Origin of the sequence: Longimicrobium sp., from assembly GCF_035474595.1 — a bacterium.
In the GTDB taxonomy this organism is placed as follows: domain Bacteria; phylum Gemmatimonadota; class Gemmatimonadetes; order Longimicrobiales; family Longimicrobiaceae; genus Longimicrobium.
Window position 1 is genome coordinate 129,820 of sequence record NZ_DATIND010000149.1, and the last position, 17,880, is coordinate 147,699.

Annotated in this window: 15 protein-coding genes and 1 pseudogene; 6 read left to right on the top strand and 10 right to left on the bottom strand. The window is 70.2% G+C overall.

Annotation, left to right across the window (positions count from 1 at the left end; all coding sequences use genetic code 11):
• Positions 1 to 257 precede the first annotated feature (257 nt).
• A complete protein-coding gene (locus tag VLK66_RS25675) occupies positions 258 to 554 on the top strand; it encodes a hypothetical protein (protein WP_325312362.1) in 297 nt (98 codons plus the stop codon).
• A 127-nt stretch (positions 555 to 681) separates the two neighbouring features.
• On the opposite strand, the gene VLK66_RS25680 is transcribed toward VLK66_RS25675, so the two are convergent.
• Positions 682 to 3,192 (bottom strand): TonB-dependent receptor domain-containing protein, encoded by a 2,511-nt coding sequence (locus VLK66_RS25680; RefSeq protein WP_325312363.1) that lies wholly within the window; start codon positions 3,190 to 3,192, stop codon positions 682 to 684.
• A 358-nt stretch (positions 3,193 to 3,550) separates the two neighbouring features.
• Between VLK66_RS25680 and VLK66_RS25685 the strand changes: the two genes are divergently transcribed.
• The 3 genes and pseudogenes from VLK66_RS25685 to VLK66_RS28695 all read left to right on the top strand — a co-directional run.
• Positions 3,551 to 5,392, top strand: a complete 1,842-nt coding sequence (locus VLK66_RS25685) for a M2 family metallopeptidase (protein ID WP_325312364.1) — start codon at positions 3,551 to 3,553, stop codon at positions 5,390 to 5,392.
• A 262-nt stretch (positions 5,393 to 5,654) separates the two neighbouring features.
• Complete coding sequence (locus tag VLK66_RS25690) at positions 5,655 to 6,998, top strand: sulfatase-like hydrolase/transferase (RefSeq protein ID WP_325312365.1); 1,344 nt, start codon at positions 5,655 to 5,657, stop codon at positions 6,996 to 6,998.
• A gap of 81 nt (positions 6,999 to 7,079) precedes the next feature.
• A pseudogene (locus VLK66_RS28695) lies at positions 7,080 to 7,229 on the top strand (M2 family metallopeptidase); the annotation flags it as partial.
• A gap of 100 nt (positions 7,230 to 7,329) precedes the next feature.
• Here VLK66_RS28695 and VLK66_RS25695 read toward each other — a convergent pair.
• Positions 7,330 to 7,566 (bottom strand): hypothetical protein, encoded by a 237-nt coding sequence (locus VLK66_RS25695; protein WP_325312366.1) that lies wholly within the window; start codon positions 7,564 to 7,566, stop codon positions 7,330 to 7,332.
• A 339-nt stretch (positions 7,567 to 7,905) separates the two neighbouring features.
• Between VLK66_RS25695 and VLK66_RS25700 the strand changes: the two genes are divergently transcribed.
• Positions 7,906 to 8,361 (top strand): VTT domain-containing protein, encoded by a 456-nt coding sequence (locus tag VLK66_RS25700; RefSeq protein ID WP_325312367.1) that lies wholly within the window; start codon positions 7,906 to 7,908, stop codon positions 8,359 to 8,361.
• A gap of 131 nt (positions 8,362 to 8,492) precedes the next feature.
• Positions 8,493 to 9,071, top strand: a complete 579-nt coding sequence (locus VLK66_RS25705; protein WP_325312368.1) for a hypothetical protein — start codon at positions 8,493 to 8,495, stop codon at positions 9,069 to 9,071.
• An 85-nt stretch (positions 9,072 to 9,156) separates the two neighbouring features.
• Here the strand turns inward: VLK66_RS25705 and VLK66_RS25710 are convergent, their stop codons facing one another.
• The 8 genes from VLK66_RS25710 to VLK66_RS25745 all read right to left on the bottom strand — a co-directional run.
• A complete protein-coding gene (locus VLK66_RS25710; protein ID WP_325312369.1) occupies positions 9,157 to 9,330 on the bottom strand; it encodes a pinensin family lanthipeptide in 174 nt (57 codons plus the stop codon).
• Between the two features lie 72 nt (positions 9,331 to 9,402).
• The gene (locus VLK66_RS25715; RefSeq protein WP_325312370.1) at positions 9,403 to 9,549 is read right to left on the bottom strand and encodes a hypothetical protein; all 147 of its coding nucleotides are present in this window, start codon (positions 9,547 to 9,549) and stop codon (positions 9,403 to 9,405) included.
• Positions 9,550 to 10,004: 455 nt separating this feature from the next.
• Positions 10,005 to 11,948, bottom strand: a complete 1,944-nt coding sequence (locus VLK66_RS25720) for a M1 family metallopeptidase (protein WP_325312371.1) — start codon at positions 11,946 to 11,948, stop codon at positions 10,005 to 10,007.
• Between the two features lie 285 nt (positions 11,949 to 12,233).
• The gene (lysA, locus tag VLK66_RS25725) at positions 12,234 to 13,529 is read right to left on the bottom strand and encodes a diaminopimelate decarboxylase (protein ID WP_325312372.1); all 1,296 of its coding nucleotides are present in this window, start codon (positions 13,527 to 13,529) and stop codon (positions 12,234 to 12,236) included.
• A gap of 305 nt (positions 13,530 to 13,834) precedes the next feature.
• On the bottom strand, positions 13,835 to 14,578 hold the full coding sequence (locus VLK66_RS25730; RefSeq protein WP_325312373.1) for a metallophosphoesterase family protein: 744 nt from the start codon (positions 14,576 to 14,578) through the stop codon (positions 13,835 to 13,837).
• A gap of 121 nt (positions 14,579 to 14,699) precedes the next feature.
• On the bottom strand, positions 14,700 to 16,172 hold the full coding sequence (locus tag VLK66_RS25735; protein WP_325312374.1) for an amidase: 1,473 nt from the start codon (positions 16,170 to 16,172) through the stop codon (positions 14,700 to 14,702).
• 130 nt (positions 16,173 to 16,302) lie between these two features.
• Complete coding sequence (locus tag VLK66_RS25740) at positions 16,303 to 16,959, bottom strand: HD domain-containing protein (RefSeq protein ID WP_325312375.1); 657 nt, start codon at positions 16,957 to 16,959, stop codon at positions 16,303 to 16,305.
• Positions 16,960 to 16,994: 35 nt separating this feature from the next.
• A partial coding sequence (locus tag VLK66_RS25745) for an ATP phosphoribosyltransferase regulatory subunit (protein WP_325312376.1) occupies positions 16,995 to 17,880 on the bottom strand: 886 nt, incomplete at its 5' end.

Consider the following 17,880-nt stretch of genomic DNA (forward strand, 5'->3'; position numbering starts at 1 on the left):
ATCCACCGTTTATCTAGGTTAAAAACGTGACGCCGCAACCACATTGGGTCCTTTATGTGCTATTCGGAGTTTTCCTCGCCGCTGTGCTCCTCGCTCTCGGGGTTTCCTTTGTGTGTAGCCATAACGAGTACAAGGTACCTCAAGGCGCAGGGTGGTGGGCGGGGCTTGTTCTCGCTCTTCTTGTACTGAATTCGTCCTCGGCAAGTTTTGCGGACCTCCCCGCTACCCTGTCTGGTGACGTCGACCTTCGACCGATCGTGCTTCTGACCGTGCATGTCAGGTGGGTGGTGGTCTCACTATTTGCATTTCTTGCAGCGCTTGCGCTATGGATACTCGAAGATATCAGACTTCCACAGCGCGCTGTCGCCTTCTTCATGCTGTTGATCGCGTTTTTCTCGGTGTATTCTCTCGCTCACGTTTTCTTGATTCGTCGTGCAAACTCATTTCTTTATTCAACCTTCCTAGGCTGTGTCCTTGGCTGGCTTGTGCACCTTGCCTTCTTCAGGAGCATTCCTGCAGCCGATCAGGTTGAGCCTGGTACGGTCGGAGCCTAGAATCTCCGAAATTGGGGAGTTTGACTGGTTCGTGCAGTCCATGACCTTTCTTTCGCCTGGACTGGACGAGTAAGAAGGGCCCCTCGCTGGAGGGGCCCTTCGCGTTTCTATCACCATCTCCAACCCATCACCCGCCGAAAGGCGAGCTGGGCTGGGGCTGCTGCTCCTGAGGGCGCTGGCGCAGGCGCGGCGGGCGGCCGAAGTTGTACTGGAAGGCCACGTGCACCGCGCGCGACGTCTGCGCACGCTCGGTGAGCTGGATCACGTTGTCGTCGCCCGCGCGGACGCGGAAGCGCTGCTGGTTGAACGGGTCCGACACGCGCACCGTCACGCTCGCCTTTTCGCCGTACACCTTCTGGCGCATGGAGAAGTTGGCGAACCCGAAGGCGTCGAATCTCCCCCGCTCGATGTTCATGGGCGCGCGGTAGAAGTAGGCCGCCGTGAACGAGGTGCGCGGGGTGAGGTTGAAGGTGCCGTTCACCCGCGCCGACCAGGTGACCGCCTGCGACGACAGGCTGGACTCGCCGCCCGTGCCCTCCGTCACCATCTTGAACACGTTGAACCCGCCGAACCCGCTGAACGCCTGCCCCACCCGCAGCGAGCCGTTCAGGTCGGCGCCCCAGCTGGTGCCGGTGTCCAGGTTCTCGAAGCTCACCGAAGTCACCTCGCGCCCCGCCACGCTGTCCGCCGTGTTGATGATGAAGCGGATGACGTCCGACGTGCGGCGGTAGAAGGGCGACACCTGCAGCGAGCCCCACCGCGCCGAGTGCTGGTAGCCCAGCTCCACCGCGTCGGTGTACTCGGGGTTCAGCTCCGGGTTGCCCAGGAAGACGTTCTGCAGGTCGAAGAACACCGGGAACGGGTTCAGCTCCTGGCTTCCCGGCCGGCGGATGCGCCGCGAGTAGCTCACCTTCAGCTGGTCCTGCTCCCCCAGCTTGTAGCTGGCCAGGGCGCTGGGGAACACGCTCCAGTAGTTGTGCGGGAACTCCTCGCCCGAGTTGGCCAGCGAGAAGGTGCGGCCCGCGTACTCGGCCCGCAGCCCGCCCTGCAGCTCGAAGCGGCCCACGCCCCCGCTCAGCACGCCGTAGACGGCGTTCACCTGCTCGTCCAGCTGCAGCGCGTTGCTCAGGTCGCTGCGCGTGAAGGTGCCGGTGCCCAGCGAGTCGCGCTGCACGCCGAAGTCGCGGTCCAGCCAGCGCACGTATCCCTTGTACCCCGTCTCCAGCTTCGTGCGGGCGCCCAGCCCGCGCGTGTAGTCCACCTGCCCGGTCACCTGCACGGTGCGCTCGTCGGTGCGGTCGATCTCCGCGTCCACCACCGAGCCCGCGCCCACCGGCTGGCGCCACAGGTCGGTGCGGTCCAGCTGGGTGCTGCGGTTCACCCGCACCTCGCCGGAAAGCTCGTGGCGCTGCGGCTGCAGCGTGCGCTTGAAGCCCAGCGTGTAGTCCAGCACGTTCCCGTCCGACCGCGAGTCGCGCACGCGCTGGTAGCGGTCCAGCAGCAGCTGCGCGGCGTCCAGCTCGCTGTAGTCGCTGATGGTGGCGTCGGTGCCGCCGCGCAGGTTCAGCAGCAGGCCGGTGGAGAGCACGTCGCGCTCGCCCACCCGGTAGTCCATGGTGCCGTTGAAGTTGTGGCCGTGGTTGTTGTTGGATCCCGAGATGTCCTGGTTGGTGAAGTGCAGCGGCGACCCGGCCGCCAGCCGCGTGCGGTCGTTCAGGCCGGTGACCGAGCGGTCGTCGCTGTTGAAGCCGTAGCTGGCGAAGAAGGTGGCCGGGCCCTGCTGGTACCCCAGGTTCCCCGACGCGGTGTAGCGGTCCGCGGTCGATGCGGCCAGGGTGAGGCCGCCGCTCAGGCCCAGGTCCACGTTCTGCTTGAGGACGATGTTGATGATCCCCGCCATCCCCTCGGGGTCCTGCCGGGCCGACGGGTTGGGGATGACCTCCACGCGGTCCAGCGTGTTGGCCGGAAGCTGCTTCAGGTAGCCGGCCAGCTGCGTGCCGCGCAGCGGCGACGGGCGGCCGTTGATCTGCACCACCACGTTTTCGTTGCCGCGCAGGCTCACCCGGCCGTCGGCGTCCACCTGCACCGAGGGAACGGCCTCGAGCACCTCGCTGGCGGTGGTGGCCGCGGGCGCCACCTGGCGGCTCTGGTAGGTGTTGCGGTCGGGGGCGATGGTGGCGGCCTGGCGGTCGGCGGTGGCGGTGATCCCCTGCAGGGCCACGGCGCCGCGCGACAGGCGGATGGGCCCGGTGTTCACCCGCGCCGCCGCCGGGGTGATGGAGATGCGCGCCGAGGTGCGCGTCTCGTACCCCATCATCGTCACCTTCATCACGTACGTGCCCGGCCGCAGCCCCTGGATGCGGAAGCTGCCGTCCGGCCGCGCGAGGGCGCCGGCGACCAGCACCGAGTCGGCGTAGACGGCGACGGAGGCGGCGGGGATGGGGGCGTTGCTCTGCCCGTCGACCACGGAGCCGCGGATCTCGCCGGGGCCGGCGGCGGGCGGCTGCCCCGCGGGCGGGCGCGCGGCGGGCTGCTGCTGCGCGGCCAGCGGCGCGGCGGCGGAGAAAAGGGAAAGCGCGAGCGCGGCGAGCCAGGTCCATCCGGCGCGGCGCGCGTGGGAATCGGTACGACGTTTCATGGGGACACCTCCGGGGGAGTGGGCGGGCGGCAAACGCGGCCCGGGGGGATGCCGAGGTGTACGGGGAAACATCCCCGGAGGTTTCACGGAGATTCACAGCGCTCGCACGCTCCTCTCGCGGCATTCCCGGATCGCATCCTCCCCATCGATCATCCCCCTGCAGGAAGACCGCATGGCTAACACGGAGGGAACGGAGGCAACGGAGGACTGCATCACTTCCTCCGTTCCCTCCGTTTCCTCCGTGTGATCCTTCTTTCCTGCATCCGCTTGGCGGGACCGGTGCTTGTCGGGAAGGGGTAAGGTGCTTATCCTCATCCACTTCCAACCTCATCGCCAACTCGACGAAGCGGGGATTTCGATGAACCGGGTGAACTTCATGCGTGCGCGCACCCTCGCGTCGGCGGTCGCGCTCGCGGCGCTGGTGCCGGCGCTCGCCGGGGCCCAGGCGCGGACGACGGCTTCGGCCGCCGCCGCGACGCCGCAGTCGGCCGCCGCGTTCATGGCGGAGACGGAGCGCGAGCTGGCCGAGCTGAGCCTGCGCGACAACCAGGCGGAATGGGTCGCGGCGACCTACATCACCCGCGACACCGAGGAATTGTCGGCGCGGGCGCAGAACGAGCTGGCCGTGGCGGTCCAGCGCCGGGCGCTGGCCGCGCGCCGCTTCGACAATCTTCGTCTTCCCGCCGATCTGCGGCGCAAGTTCGACCTGCTGCGCCTGTCGCTCTCGGCGCCGCCGCCGGGGAACGCCGCCGAGGCCGAGGAGCTCTCCCGCATCCGCGCCAGCATGGAGGGCGACTACGGCCGCGGCACGTACTGCAGGCAGCCCGGGCAGTGCATGGACATCAACGCGCTCTCGCGCGTGCTCGCCACCAGCCACGACCCCGCCGAGCTGCTGGACGCCTGGCAGGGGTGGCACCGCGTGGGCGCGCCCATGCGCCAGCGCTACGCCCGCTTCGTGGAGCTGTCCAACAAGGGCGCGCGCGAGCTGGGCTACAGCGACGCGGGGGCCATGTGGCGCGGCCGCTACGACATGCCGGCCGACTCGTTCAGCGCCGAGACCGACCGGCTGTGGGAGCAGGTGCGGCCGCTGTACGTGTCGCTGCACGCCTACGTCCGCCAGCGGCTGGTGGAGCAGTACGGCGCGCAGGTGGTGCCGCCCAACGGGATGATCCCCGCGCACCTGCTGGGGAACATGTGGGCGCAGGAGTGGGGGAACATCTATCCCATCGTGGCCCCGAAGGTGGCCGCCGGGCCGGGGTACGACCTGACCGAGCTGCTGAAGGCCCGCAACGTGGACTCGCCGGGGATGGCGAAGTACGCGGAGCGCTTCTTCACCTCGCTGGGCTTCCAGCCGCTGCCGCAGACCTTCTGGGAGCGGTCGATGCTGACCAGGCCGCGCGACCGCGACGTGGTGTGCCACGCCAGCGCGTGGGACATCGACGACCAGGAGGACGTGCGCATCAAGGCGTGCCTGGAGCCCACGGCCGAGGATTTCGTGACCATCCACCACGAGATGGGGCACAACATCTACCAGCGCGCGTATCGCAACCAGCCGTTCATGTTCCGGGGCGGCGCCAACGACGGCTTCCACGAGGCCATCGGCGACGCGATCGCGCTCTCCATCACCCCCGGCTACCTGAAGCAGGTGGGGCTGCTGGGCGAGATCCCGCCGCCGGCCGCCGACACCGCGCTGCTGCTGCGGCAGGCGCTGGACAAGGTGGCGTTCCTGCCGTTCGGGCTGATGGTGGACAAGTGGCGCTGGGGCGTGTTCAGCGGGCAGATCACGCCGGCCAGCTACAACGCCGCGTGGTGGCAGCTGCGCAACCGCTACCAGGGCGTGGCCGCGCCCATGCCGCGCACCGAGGCGGACTTCGATCCGGGCGCCAAGTACCACATCCCCGCCAACACGCCGTACATGCGCTACTTCCTGGCGCGCGTGCTCCAGTTCCAGTTCTACCGCGCGCTCTGCCGCGAGTCGGGGTACACGGGGCCGCTGTACCGCTGCTCGTTCTTCGGGAGCGAGGCGGCCGGCCGCAGGTTCAACCGGATGCTGGAGGCGGGGCAGAGCAAGCCGTGGCAGGAAACGCTCTTCGCGATGACGGGCGAGCGGAAGATGGACGGCACCGCCATGCTGGAGTACTTCGCGCCGCTGAAGGAGTGGCTGGACCGCCAGAACGCCGGGAAGCCCGTGGGCTGGTGACCCGCCGCGGCGAAGGATGAGACGAAGGCCGCTTCCGCCGATCGGTGGGGCGGCCTTCTCATTGGAAAAGGAGCCTCTCACAGAGGACGCGGAGGTCACGGAGCGTGTGGGCGTTTCCTCCACGTTCTCTGTGGCCTCTGTGAGAGATGGAGGATCGGCGGAGATCGATTGGGATGATCGTGGTTGGAGATGCCCGCCGCCGTGCTTACACTGATGCATCCCACCCACCCCACCCCATCGACATCCCCCGGAGGCCCTCCCGATGGATCGCAGGCGCTTCATCCTGGACCTCGCCGGCGCCGCCGCGGCCATCGCCCTGGCGCCCTCCCTCGGCTCCGGCGCGATGCGGCTGGCGCGGCGCGCGCGGCCCAACATCCTGCTGATCATGTCCGACGACCTGGGGTACGGCGACTTGGGGATCACGGGGCGGACGGACTACCGCACGCCGGTGATCGACCAGATCGCGCGCTCGGGCGTGGAGCTCACGCAGATGTACACGGCGGCGCCGGTGTGCACGCCCACGCGCGTGGCGCTCATCACCGGGCGCTACCCCGCGCGCACGACGGCCGGGCTGTACGAGCCGCTGACCCGGCAGAACGTGGGCGTGGAGACGGACCCGCCCACGCTGGGGCTGCTGATGAAGGCGGCGGGGTACGAGACGGCGCTCGTGGGCAAGTGGCACCTGGGCACCTTTCCGCGCTTCCACCCGCTGCGGCACGGGTGGGACGAGTTCTACGGCTTCCTGGGCGCCGGCGCCGACTACGCCAGCCACGTGGACGTGGAGCTCCGCCGCAGCCTGTTCCAGGACGGCACGCGCACCGTCCGCACGCCGGGGTACCTCACCGACCTGTTCACCGAGCGCGCGGTCCGCATCCTCCGGCGCCGGCGGTCGCGGCCGCTCTTCCTGAACCTCCAGTACAACGCGCCGCACTGGCCGTGGCAGGGGCCCGGCGACCCGCCGTACCCCGACTCCGCCTCGTTCAGCTCCGGCGGCTCGCCGGCGACGTACGGGCGGATGGTGGAGAGCATGGACACGGGCGTGGGGCGGGTGCTGGAGGCGCTGCACCGCGCGGGGATGGAGCGCGACACGCTGGTGATCTTCACCAGCGACAACGGGGGCGAGCGCTTCTCGCACATGGGGCCGTTCAGCGCGGGGAAGATGACGCTGAACGAGGGCGGCATCCGCGTGGCGGCCATGGCGCGCTGGCCCGGCGTGATCCCCGCCGGGAGCCGCACCGGCCAGGTGGCGGTGACGATGGACCTGACCGCCACCTTCCTGGCGCTGGCGGGCACGCGCGCCCCGGCCGCCGCGCCGCCCGACGGCATCGACCTGACGCCGGCGCTCACCGGCGCGCGCGGAGGCGTCCGCCGCGAGCTGGTCTGGCGCATCTCGCAGCGCCGCAGGCAGAAGGCGGTGCGCAGCGGCGACTGGAAGTACCTGCAAAAGGACGACGGGGAGTTCCTGTACGACCTCGCCACCGATCCGGGGGAGAAGACGGACCTGAAGCTCGCCCAGCCCGCGGTGTTCGGGGACCTGAAGGAGCGGCTGGCCGCGTGGGAGCGCGAGGTGCTGCCGCCCGTGCCGCTCGATCCCGCGGAGGCGTGACGGGGTCCGGATCCGGGGGTGAAGGGGAAAGATGGACGACGGCCCGCGCCCGGGTGAGCGCGCCGTCCTGCGTCCGGGCGCCGCTTCAACCGGATGCTGGAGGCGGGGCAGAGCAAGCCGTGGCAGGAAACGCTCTTCGCGATGACGGACGAGCGGAAGATGGACGGCACCGCCATGCTGGAGTACTTCGCGCCGCTGAAGGAGTGGCTGGACCGCCAGAACGCGGGGAGGCCCGTGGGCTGGTCAGATCGGGCAGGGGCAGGGAATGGAGACGAGAAGACCGGCCCGCGCTCGTATCGAGCGCGGGCCGGTTTTCATGCAGCTTCCGCGATCAGGGGATCTGGCCGCAGCGGCAGATGCCGCCTTCCGCGCAGTAGCCCTGGCTGCCGGGGCAGCCGATGGCGCACGAAGCGTAGGCGTAGTCGAATCCCCGGTCCGGGCAGGTGCGCAGGGCCGCGCCCGCGGGCGGCGCCGTGCTCCCGAACGCCTGCGCGGCGCCGAAGCCCAGCGAGCCCAGCAGCGCGGCCGCCAGCGCTCCCTGGCGGAGGTAGCTCAGCGAACGGCTCATCCGTCCTCCCATGATGAAGGTTCCGTTCCCGCACGAAAAGTGCGAGTCCGGCGCGTGCATGTGAGCGTGATGGCCTGATGCAATCGGTATACCTCCGCCCCACCGCGCGGAATCCGGTCCGTTCCGTGATCCGCCCACGCGGGAATCGGCGGGATGTGCGGCTGGAAGATGAAGACCGTCGCGCGCCGCGGGCCGGGCCGATGCGGCCGCCGCCGCCCGGCGAGCGGATGCAGGGGGACGGACGCGGCGCGCGGGGATGCGTCCCGGTTGTCCATGCGGGCGCGGAAGTGTAGATTGGAGGCACACTTACACCATCCGTTCCCCGCCCCGCGAGCCGAAGTGTCCTATCTCCTGCTCTGCCTGACCTCGTTCGCGATCTGCGGTGCGGGGGCGCTGCTTCCGTTCGTGAACACGGAGATCTACCTGATCGGCGCCTCGGCGCTGATGCCGCGGGCGATGTGGGTGCCGCTGGTGATCGCCGGCTCGCTGGGGGCGATGGCGGGGAAGGTGCTGCTGTACCTGGCCGGCCGCGGCGTGGTGAAGCTGCCGAAGGGGCGCGTGCAGCGCGGCATCACCGCCATGCAGGCGAAGATGGAGGCGCGGCCGAAGACGGGAAAGCTGCTCTACGCCGTGAGCGCCGTGGTCGGCCTGCCGCCCTTCTACGTGACCACCATCGCCGCCGGGGCGGTGGAGATGAACTTCGTGTTCTTCCTCCTCGCCGGGCTCGCGGGGCGCATCGTCCGCTTCGCCGCCGTGGTCGCACTGCCGCACATGGCATCCGGATGGGCGAGCTGAGCCACGTGCGAGCGCGGCGCCGTCACCCGGCTCGGCACTCGCTCGCCGCCCTGCACGCGGGCAGGTAATCGGCGCAGGCGTCGCCCTTCCGTGTCATCGCGATCCTCCCCATCTCCATCTTCCCGGTCCCCATGTCCCTTGCAATCGCACGGCAGGTCGTCAGCCAGATCAAGGCACTCGGCATCGCGTCCACCAACCGCCCCGCGGACCGCGCCACCTACGGCGAGGACGTGGTGCGCGACCGCAACCAGGCGCTGATGGACGCCTACTGGGAGGGCGGGGCACTGGCGCTGGAGGGGAAGGCGAAGGTGAAGGCGATCGCCGCGGCGGTCCGCCTGCACCGCATCGGGAACTGCGAGGAGAAGGCGTACCTGGCCTTCGACATGCTGGCCACCCGCGGCGTGCGCCCGCTGGAGCTGATGGCCGTCAGCCAGCCGGACGACGACCCGCCGGACACCGTCCGGGGCGCCATCTCCGGGATCCAGGAGGACTTCGGCGGGCCCGACCACGCGTTCGTGGTGATCGGCCGCGTGGGCGGCAACCTGCGCGACTACCGGACGTGGAACGAGGGGACGGTGGTGTGCGACCCCTGGGCCGGACGTGCGTACTATTGCGAGCTGTTCGACGAGGAGATGGAGCTTATCCGCCGCGTGACGGGCGGCTACACCCGCACGCAACTGGTGGTGGAGCACCGGCAGGGCGCCTGGTAGCGGGCGCGCCGGATCGCGCCTGACGCAGGAGGGGGAGGACGCGCGCGGCGTCCTCCCCCTCGTCGCATCCGCCCGCGCGGCGAGCTCAGCCGGCCGCGGCGACGGTCTCCTTGGTGGGGCAGGTGCGCTGCTGCGTGTCCATGCACAGCGGCGACCAGCAGTCGATCTGCTGCGTGTCGATGACGGTGCCGGTCGAGGCGGTGTCGACGGAGGTCTCGAACGACGAGACCTGCAGGTCTTCGATTCTCGGGCGTGCCATCGGTGGCTCCTCCGTGGCGGTGGTGGGCGATGGAGCGGGCCGCCGGACGCGGCGCTCGCGAGGGAATCGGGGTCACTCCGCCGCGGTGCGGGTGATCGGCGGGCAGCCGGCCATGTGCGAGAAGCAGTCCTCGCCCCCGGTGGTCGGGAGCGACCACGCGGCCGCGCGGGAAGCGGTCTCGAACGACGTCACCTTCAGCTGCTCGGGGGAGAGCTTCACGGGGTGCCTCCTGAGTTCTGGTGAGACGGACTGGTGGGATTTGCGGCGTTAAAGGTCATGCAGTTCGTCCGCAGACGCAACCCTGTTCGTCAACCCGTAGAGCAAGAGACGCGCGTCCCCACCCCCCGACGTCATCCTGAGGCCGGCCACGCCGCAATCGGTTCCGGCGCAGAACGTTGCAGGCCGAAGGATCCATACCCTCTCCTGCACGTCAGCCGGGGAACGCGCACGAGTGACGAGGATGCCTGCCGCGTTTCGGCGCGGCTTGCCGATTCACGTGCTGGCGGAGTATGGATCCTTCGGCCTGCAAATTACTGCGCGGACATCGCTTGCGGTGTGACCGGCCTCAGGATGACGTCTCTCGTTGGGGCGATTCATCAACCGGCAAGAGATCGGGAGGGAGCCATGATCTGCGGCTCCCTCCCGATCTTCATCTGCCGAAAACGCTTTTCAGGTCAGCTGCCGCGCGGGGTCCAGACGTTGTTGCCGCGGTTCACGTCGATCAGGCGGCGATCCGGGTCCAGCTCGATGCGGGTGAGCTGCTTGCCCGCGAACGAGTACTCGCGGATGTAGCGCCGCTGGTTGATGGCCCACACCTCGGCCGGGTACGCGAACTCCTGCGTGCTGCCGTCGCTGAAGGTGAAGCGCGCGCGGATGGGCAGCACGCCGCGCTCGCGGTTGCCGAACGCCACGGTCACGTTCTGCGCATTGCCGCGGTTGTCGACCACCACCGAGTCCACCGCCTGGTCGAAGCGCGCGTTCTCGAGGAACCACTCGCGCCAGAACCAGTCCAGCCGCCGTCCGCCCACGTCTTCCATCGTGCGGAAGAAGTCGGCCGGCGTGGGGTGGCGGAAGGCCCAGCGGCGGACGTAGGTGCGGAAGGCGTCGTCGAACGCCTCGGGGCCCATGATCTCCTGCCGCAGCAGCTGCAGCCCCACCGACGGCTTGTAGTACGCCGCCACGCCCAGCTGCGTGGGCTGGATGCGGTCCGGCGGCGTCTCGATGGTGAAGTCCACCCCCTGCTGCATCAGCCGCTCCACCAGCTGCCGCTCCTGCAGGGCCCGCTGCATCTGGTTCCCCTTGTCGGGGTAGCGGCGCGCCTCGCTGAAGGTGTTGATGAAGGTGTTGAAGCCCTCGTCCTGCCACATGTGCACGCGCTCGTTGGAGCCCACGATCATCGGGAACCACATGTGCCCGATCTCGTGCGTGACCACGTTGTACAGGTCGTACACGTCGTCGCTGTGCGCCTCCATGGCCACCATCGGGTACTCCATCCCGCTGATGGGCCCCTCGACCGCGCTGATCTGTGGCCACGGGTACGGGAACCAGCGCTCCGAGTACTCCATGATCGACATGCGCGACTGGTCGGCGGCGTCGCGCCAGGGATCGACCGCCGTGGGCCGGTAGTAGGCCATGGCCAGCTTGCCGTTCCAGCCGCTGGCGTCCCACAGGTAGTCGGGGCTGGCGGCCCACACCGCGTCGCGCACGCTGTCGGCGTGGAAGTGCCAGGTGAGCGTGCCCGTGCGCCGCGGGCGGGCGGCGCCGCTGCGCAGCTCGTCGAGCGTGACGATGTGCACCGGCGTGGCGCTGGTGCGCGCCTGCGCCAGCCGCGAGATCTGCGCGGGCGTCATCACCTCGGCCTGGTTCTGCACCAGCCCGGTGCCCGCCACGATGTAGCCGGCCGGGACGGTGAGATACAGGTCGTAGTTGCCGTACTCCAGGTAGAACTCGCCCTGGCCCAGGTACGGCTCGGTGTTCCAGCCGCGCACGTCGTCGTACACCGCCACGCGCGGGTACCACTGCGCGATCTCGTACAGCGGCCCGTCGCGCCCCATGCGGTCGGCGCCGTGCTCGGGGACGGCGAAGTGCCAGGCCACGTCGAAGGTGGTGCTCTGCCCGGGCGCCAGCGGCTCGGCCAGGTCCACCTTGGTCATCGTCTCCTGCCCGCGCTGGCGGAGCGGGACGCTGCGCGCGCCGACGACCTGGTTGAAGCGCTCGATGACGTCGCCGCCCTCGAAGCCGCGGGCGCCGAAGCGCGAGCCGGCGGGGAAGTAGTACGAGTTCAGCGAGTTGCTCTTGAACGCGTTCTGCTCGGTCTGGAACCACACGAAGTGCAGCGTGTCGCGCGAGCGGTTGGTGTAGCGCAGCCGCATCTCGCCGCGGACGGTCTTGGCCGCCGTGTCGAGCGTCGCGCGGATGGTGTAGTCGGCGCGGTTCTGCCAGTAGTCGGGGCCGGGCGCGCCCGAGCCCGTACGGATCTCGTTGGGGCTGGGCCACAGCCCCATCGGCGCGAAGAGCGAGGTGTCCTGCACGCTGCCGTGCGACTGCGCCGCGGCTCCGCCCGCGCCCAGCACGGCGGCGGCCAGCGCGAGCAGCGGCGCACGCGAGAGAATCTTCATCTGTCCCGTCATCCGGATCAGGAACGTGAAAGCGCGCCCGCCGTCCGGCAGGCGCGTGCAAGGTGGGTTGCACCGGGTTTACACTGCATACAAGTGGCGGGCCAAGAACCTCGGACCTCCACCGGCGCCCTCCCCCGCCTGCCCATCAACCCCCTCGGGCCGTCAGTCGTTTACACACTCATTGGGCGCCCATGGTTCCCGCCGCGGCCCCGTCATCGCCGGGCCTCACGCGGAGGCGCGGAGACGCGGGCGAGCACCTCCGCGGCTCCGCGTCTCCGCGTAAGATCACAGCCCTACTTCGGCCGCCACGAGGTCCTCGAAGGTCTCGCGGCGGCGGACGAGGGTGGCGGTCTCGCCGTCGACCAGGACCTCGGCGGGGCGCGGGCGCTGGTTGTACTGGCTGCTCATGCTGAAGCCGTACGCGCCCACCGTGTGGATGGCCAGCAGCTCGCCGGGCTTGGGGATCTCGATCTCGCGGTCCAGCGCCAGGAAGTCGCCCGTCTCGCAGATGGGGCCCACGATGTCGACCGTGCCAAGCGGGCGGTCGTGGCTCTCCACCGGCTCCACCGCGTGCCAGCCGCTGTAGTGGCTGGGCCGGATCAGGTCGTTCATCCCCGCGTCGGTGATCACGAAGCGCTTTCCCCCGCCTTCCTTCACGTAGATCACCCGCGTCAGCAGCACCCCCGCCTCGCCCACGATGTAGCGCCCGGGCTCGACGACCAGCCGCAGTCCCGTTTCGGCCACGAGCGGGACGACGGCGTCGGCGAAGGCCTGCGCGGTGGCCGCGGGCTCGCCCTGGTAGGAGATCCCCAGCCCGCCGCCCAGGTCCAGGAACTCCAGGGGGATGTCTTCCTGCTTCAGCTTGTGCACCAGCTCCAGGATGGCGTCCAGCGCCAGCCCGAACGGCGCCACGTCCAGGATCTGCGAGCCGATGTGCACGTCGATGCCCAGCACGCGGATCCCCTGCAGCCGCGCGGCGATGGAGTACAGGTCGCGCGCCCGCGCCGCGGCGATGCCGAACTTGGTGGCGGCGTGGCCGGTGCGGGTGTAGTGGTGCGGGGTGGGGCTGTCGATGTCGGGGTTGATGCGGATGGCCACCGGCGCCTTCTTCCCCATCGCGCAGGCCAGATCCGAAAGCGCGCAGAGCTCGCCCTCGCTCTCCACGTTGAAGGCGTAGATCTCCTCGTTCAGCCCCAGCGCCAGCTCGTTGATGGTCTTTCCCACGCCGCTGAACACGATGCGCTCGCCGGGGATCCCCGCCATCCGCGCGCGCCGCAGCTCGCCGCCCGAGACCACGTCGGCGCCGGCGCCCATCTCGGCCAGCGTGCGCAGCAGCGCCAGGTTGGGGTTGGCCTTCACGCTGTACGCGATCAGGTGCGGCACCGGCGACAGCGCCTCGTCCAGCTCGTGGTAGCGCCGGCGGACGGCGCCGCGGCTGTACACGTACAGCGGCGTGCCCCAGCGCGCCACCAGCTCGGGAAGCGGCACGTCCTCGCAGTGCAGCACGTCGTTCTGGCGCTGGAACGGTGCGGCGGCGTCCAAGGTCGCCGCGGCGGAGATGTCGGGGATGCGCGTGGCCACGTTCTGCCCGGGTCTGGCGGATCTCGGTTGCGAGGGGTCGGAAGATAGGGAGCCCGCGCGAATCGTACCAGACGAGTGCGGGAGTGCGGGAGTGCGGGAGTGCGGGAGTGCGGGAGTGCGGGAGTGCGGGAGTGCGAGAGTGGCGCCGCGGTGGGACGGGCGAATGAATTCGCGGCGCCGCGGCTTCAGCCGCCGGGGGCAGTGAGAGCCGGGCCGAAGCGGGAGTGTCGATCAGCGGCTCCCGCTTTTCTCCGTGCCCTCCGTGCCCTCCGTGCCCTCCGTGCCCTCCGTGAGATGCCGATCTTCTACCTCACCTCCGCCCGCGCGAACGCCTCCAGCATCGCGGCTTCGGATGGGGGATGAAGGACGTTGTTTGCCGCGAAATCCTCGGCCTGCGGGTAGGCGGTCGCGCGGATGCGCCCGGCGGTGGCGCGGAGGTCGTATTCCGTGCGACGGAGCTGGACGTCGGGCCCAAGCAGGAGCCAGTACGCGCCCGGATCGCCGAACGGCATTCCCACGCTGCCAGCGTTCACCACGCGCGTGCGGCCGATCGTCCGGTCGAACTGCATGTGCGTGTGGCCGCAGATCACCAGCGGCATGCCGAGCGGCTCGAAGAGCGGGAGGAGGCGGTCTTCGGGAGTAAGGCGGGTGAAGATGCCGGTGTCGTCGCGCGGCGTGGCGTGGCAGAAGAAGACGTCGCCGAGCGGGGCGATGGGGATGCTGAGCGTCTCCGGCCACGCGGCAATCGTCCGCGCGTGATGCGGATCGAGCTGCGCGGCGGTCCATCGCACGACTTCGCGGACGGATGCGGGGAGGGTGGGATCGATCCCCGTCATCTCTTCCAGCACCGCGCGGTCGCCGTTGCCGCGGATGAAGTCGACGGGGAGATCGAGATCCATCAGCATCTCCATCGCCTCGCGCGGCATCGGGCCGGGAAGGACGTCGCCGCCCACGACGATGCGGTCCACGCCCTCGCGGCGAATCTCCCCGAGCACCGCCTCCAGCGCCGGGAGGTTGCCGTGGATGTCGTACAGCGCGGCGATCGGCATCTTCTCGCATCCTCGGCATCGGGGCTCGGGAGCCGCCCCGGGCGAATGAATTCGCGGCAACAACTGCACAAAGTCCGCCTTCGCGGACTCGCGCCTCATCATCCCTGCGATGGTCCCGGCTTCAGTGCTGGTCGAGGGCTGGCGGGGGGTGGAAGCCGCCGGTGAGGTGCTCGATGACCCTGGCGACGGCGAGGACGCCGGCGTCGTCCCAGCGGCGGCCTACGACCTGGATGCCGATGGGGAGGCCCTCGTCGGAGCGGCCGGCGGGGAGGACCACGGCGGGCGCGCCGAGCATCGCCACCATCGACGCCCACGCGCCCAGGGCGAGCGAGTACGACGTCTTCCGCCCGTCCACCTCCACGGCGGCGCCGGTGCGGCGGTGGGTGATGGCGGAGACGGCGGCCACCGGGCACAGCCACGCATCCCACCCGCCCATGAACGCCTCGAAGGCACCGCAGTGGCGGTCGCGCCGGTCCAGCGCGAAGAAGTAGCGCTTCGCGTTGAAGGCGAATCCCTTTCGCAGCCCCTGCGAAAACGGCCCCCGCCCGAACTGCACCGCCGCCCCGAAGCGCATCGGCACAGAGGCGTATGCGGGGAGCGCCACGCCCGTCTCGAAGCCGTTGATCTCGCCCCACGTCCGCAGCGCGTCGTCGCCGTCGATGGCCTCGGGCGCGCGCCGCTCCACCGCCGCTCCCGCCGCCTCCAGCTTCGCCGCCACGCCGCGCAGCGCCGCCGAGGTCGCCGCGGACACGGGATAGCCGCCGAACGCGTCCGTCCACGCGATGCGGAGCGTGGCCGCATCGCGCGGCGGCGCGGGCCGGAACGGCACCGGCGGCGCGTCGGGGAAGGCGGGGTCGGGGGCCACGAGAAGACGCATCGCCATCTCCAGGTCGTCGACCGAGCGGGCGATGGGGCCGTAGGTGCAGATGTGGCGCAGCGAGTAGGGGATGCCGGGAAAGCGGCCGTGCCCGCGCCCGGAGACGCGCGTCTCGGTGGGCTTCATCCCCATCACCCCGCAGAAGTGCGTGGGCACGCGGATGGAGCCCGCCGCGTCGCTCCCCAGCTCCAGCGCGCTGAACCCCGCGGCGATGGCCGCGCAGCTCCCGCCGCTGCTGCCGCCGGGCGTGCGGCGCGCGTCCCACGGGTTGTTGGTGCGGCCGTGCAGCGGGTTCCAGCACTGCCAATCGTACGAGCCCAGCGGCGCGTTGGTGATGCCGAGCACCACCGCTCCCGCGCCGCGGATGCGCTCCACGGCGAAGGCGTCGGCGCGCGGCACGTTGCGGCGCATGGGCGGCCACCCGAAGGTGATGCGCATCCCCGCTACGTCGTACACGTCCTTCACGGTCACGGGCACGCCGTGCAGCGGGCCCCAGTCCTCGCCGCGCGCGAGCGCCGCGTCGGCCGCTTGCGCGCGCACCAGCGCCTCGGCGTCGTGCAGGTCCACCACCGCGTTCAGCCGCGGGTTCAGCGCGCGGATGCGCTCCACGCACGCGCGCACCGCCTCCACGGAGGTCAGCGAGCCCTCGCGGATGCGCGCCGCGGTCTCGCCGGCGGTCAGGTAGTGGATGGGGGTGGAGCCGGCGGTCGTCGTCATACCGGGAGATCGGGAGGTCCGCCTTCGTCTGCCCGCATCTTTGCGAACCCCGGGCCTCCACGCAAATCACCCCGCCCCGCGCACGGCCGGGGAGGGGTGATGGGGATCGCGAGCCCGGCCGGACGGTGGCTCAGTGTCCGGCTCCCCGCGCCCAGGGCGAGCCCAGGATCATGGCGCAGAAGTCCTTGCGCCGAAAATCCGGATCCACGCACGCGAGGATGTCGTCGTTGAAGGTGCCGTAGGTGCTGTCGGGCCGATGCTTCAGTCCATCGTAGAAGGCTTCGATCATCGCATGTCCGAAGCCGGCGCCATGCGAATAGGCCGTGGTCACCGCGGCTCGCTGCTCGTCCGTGAACTGCTCGTAGCCGCGGCCCACCACGTCCATCCCGGCTCCCGCCTGCAGCAGGGCGATCTCCGGATGCATGAACTCCGGAATGCCCGGCGTGGTGTGGAGCGCGACGGCGGCCCAGACCTTCTCGACGTCGCTTTCGGGGATGCGGTGGCCGCGCAGGAAGTCGCGCGCGGCATTCGCCCCGTCGACCTCGAACCGGAGCTGGCTTGCGCGGTAGCGTTCGGTCAGCCCGATGTCGTGGAACATGGCCGCGGTGTAGAGCAGCTCCGGATCGAAGCCCAGCCCCTTCCGCTCGCCGGCCAGGGCGGCCCAGAAGTAGACCCGGGTGGAATGGTGGAACAGCAGCTCGCTCTCGGTGTCGCGAACGAGCTGCGTTACCTCGCATGCCAGCTGGCTGTCCGGGATGGCGACGCCGGAAATGCGGGTAGCCGCCACGCATCCTCCCCCGTCAAAGAGTCTTCCGGCGGCGCCTACGGCCGCTCCGCGAGCAGCTCCTCGATCCGCACCCGCCGCTCCTCGCCGCTGGCGAAGTCCTTCACCGCGGCGACGCCCTGCGCGACCTCGTCCGGCCCCAGCGTGACCACCCGGCGCGCGCCCACGGCCGAGGCGTTCTTGAACTGCTTGTTCACGCCCTGGTGCTTCAGCGCGTACTCCACCGACCACCCCGCGTCGCGCAGCCCGTGCGCCAGCGACAGGAGCGCGTCACGCTGCCCGGGGGTGACGGAGACGAGATAGTAGTCGACCGAGTGCGCGGTCGATGGAAGGAGGCCGCGGTCCTGCAGCAGCTCGCGCAGCACCACGTCGCCCATCCCGAACCCCAGCGCGGGCATGTCCACCCCGCCGATGGTCTTCAGCAGGTTGTCGTACCGCCCGCCGCCGCAGATGGCGCGCAGCTCGCCGCGCGCGTCGAACAGCTCGAACACGATCCCCGTGTAGTACGCCAGCCCGCGCACGATGCTGAGGTCGAAGCGGACGTAGTCCATCAGCCCCATCGCCCGCAGGTGGCCGAAGATCTCACCCATCCGCTCGATCTCCGGCGCCACGCCCTCCGTCTCGCCGTACGCCGCGCGCACCGCGTCGAAGTCCGTGTGGCGAAAGATGTCCAGCGTGCGCTCGATGGCCTCGTCGCCCATGCCGGCCTCGTCGCGCAACCGCTTGGCGATCACCTCGCGCGGGTCGCGCTCCAGCTTGTCGACGATGTTGTAGACGAGGATGAGCCGCGCCTCGGGCACGCCGGCGTGCAGGAGCAGCGCGCGCAGCAGCCGGCGGTCGGAGATGCGCGCCACGAAGTCGGCCTCGGTGAGCCCGTAGCCGCGCAGGATGTCGATGGCGGCGGCGATCAGCTCGGCGTCGGCG

Coding starts and splice junctions, on each gene's coding strand:
- VLK66_RS25680 (WP_325312363.1), bottom strand. CDS start 3,192: ATGAAACGTCGTACCGATTCCCACGCGCGCCGCGCCGGATGGACCTGG.
- VLK66_RS25685 (WP_325312364.1), top strand. CDS start 3,551: ATGAACCGGGTGAACTTCATGCGTGCGCGCACCCTCGCGTCGGCGGTC.
- VLK66_RS25690 (WP_325312365.1), top strand. CDS start 5,655: ATGGATCGCAGGCGCTTCATCCTGGACCTCGCCGGCGCCGCCGCGGCC.
- VLK66_RS25695 (WP_325312366.1), bottom strand. CDS start 7,566: ATGAGCCGTTCGCTGAGCTACCTCCGCCAGGGAGCGCTGGCGGCCGCG.
- VLK66_RS25705 (WP_325312368.1), top strand. CDS start 8,493: ATGTCCCTTGCAATCGCACGGCAGGTCGTCAGCCAGATCAAGGCACTC.
- VLK66_RS25710 (WP_325312369.1), bottom strand. CDS start 9,330: ATGGCACGCCCGAGAATCGAAGACCTGCAGGTCTCGTCGTTCGAGACC.
- VLK66_RS25720 (WP_325312371.1), bottom strand. CDS start 11,948: ATGAAGATTCTCTCGCGTGCGCCGCTGCTCGCGCTGGCCGCCGCCGTG.
- VLK66_RS25730 (WP_325312373.1), bottom strand. CDS start 14,578: ATGCCGATCGCCGCGCTGTACGACATCCACGGCAACCTCCCGGCGCTG.
- VLK66_RS25735 (WP_325312374.1), bottom strand. CDS start 16,172: ATGACGACGACCGCCGGCTCCACCCCCATCCACTACCTGACCGCCGGC.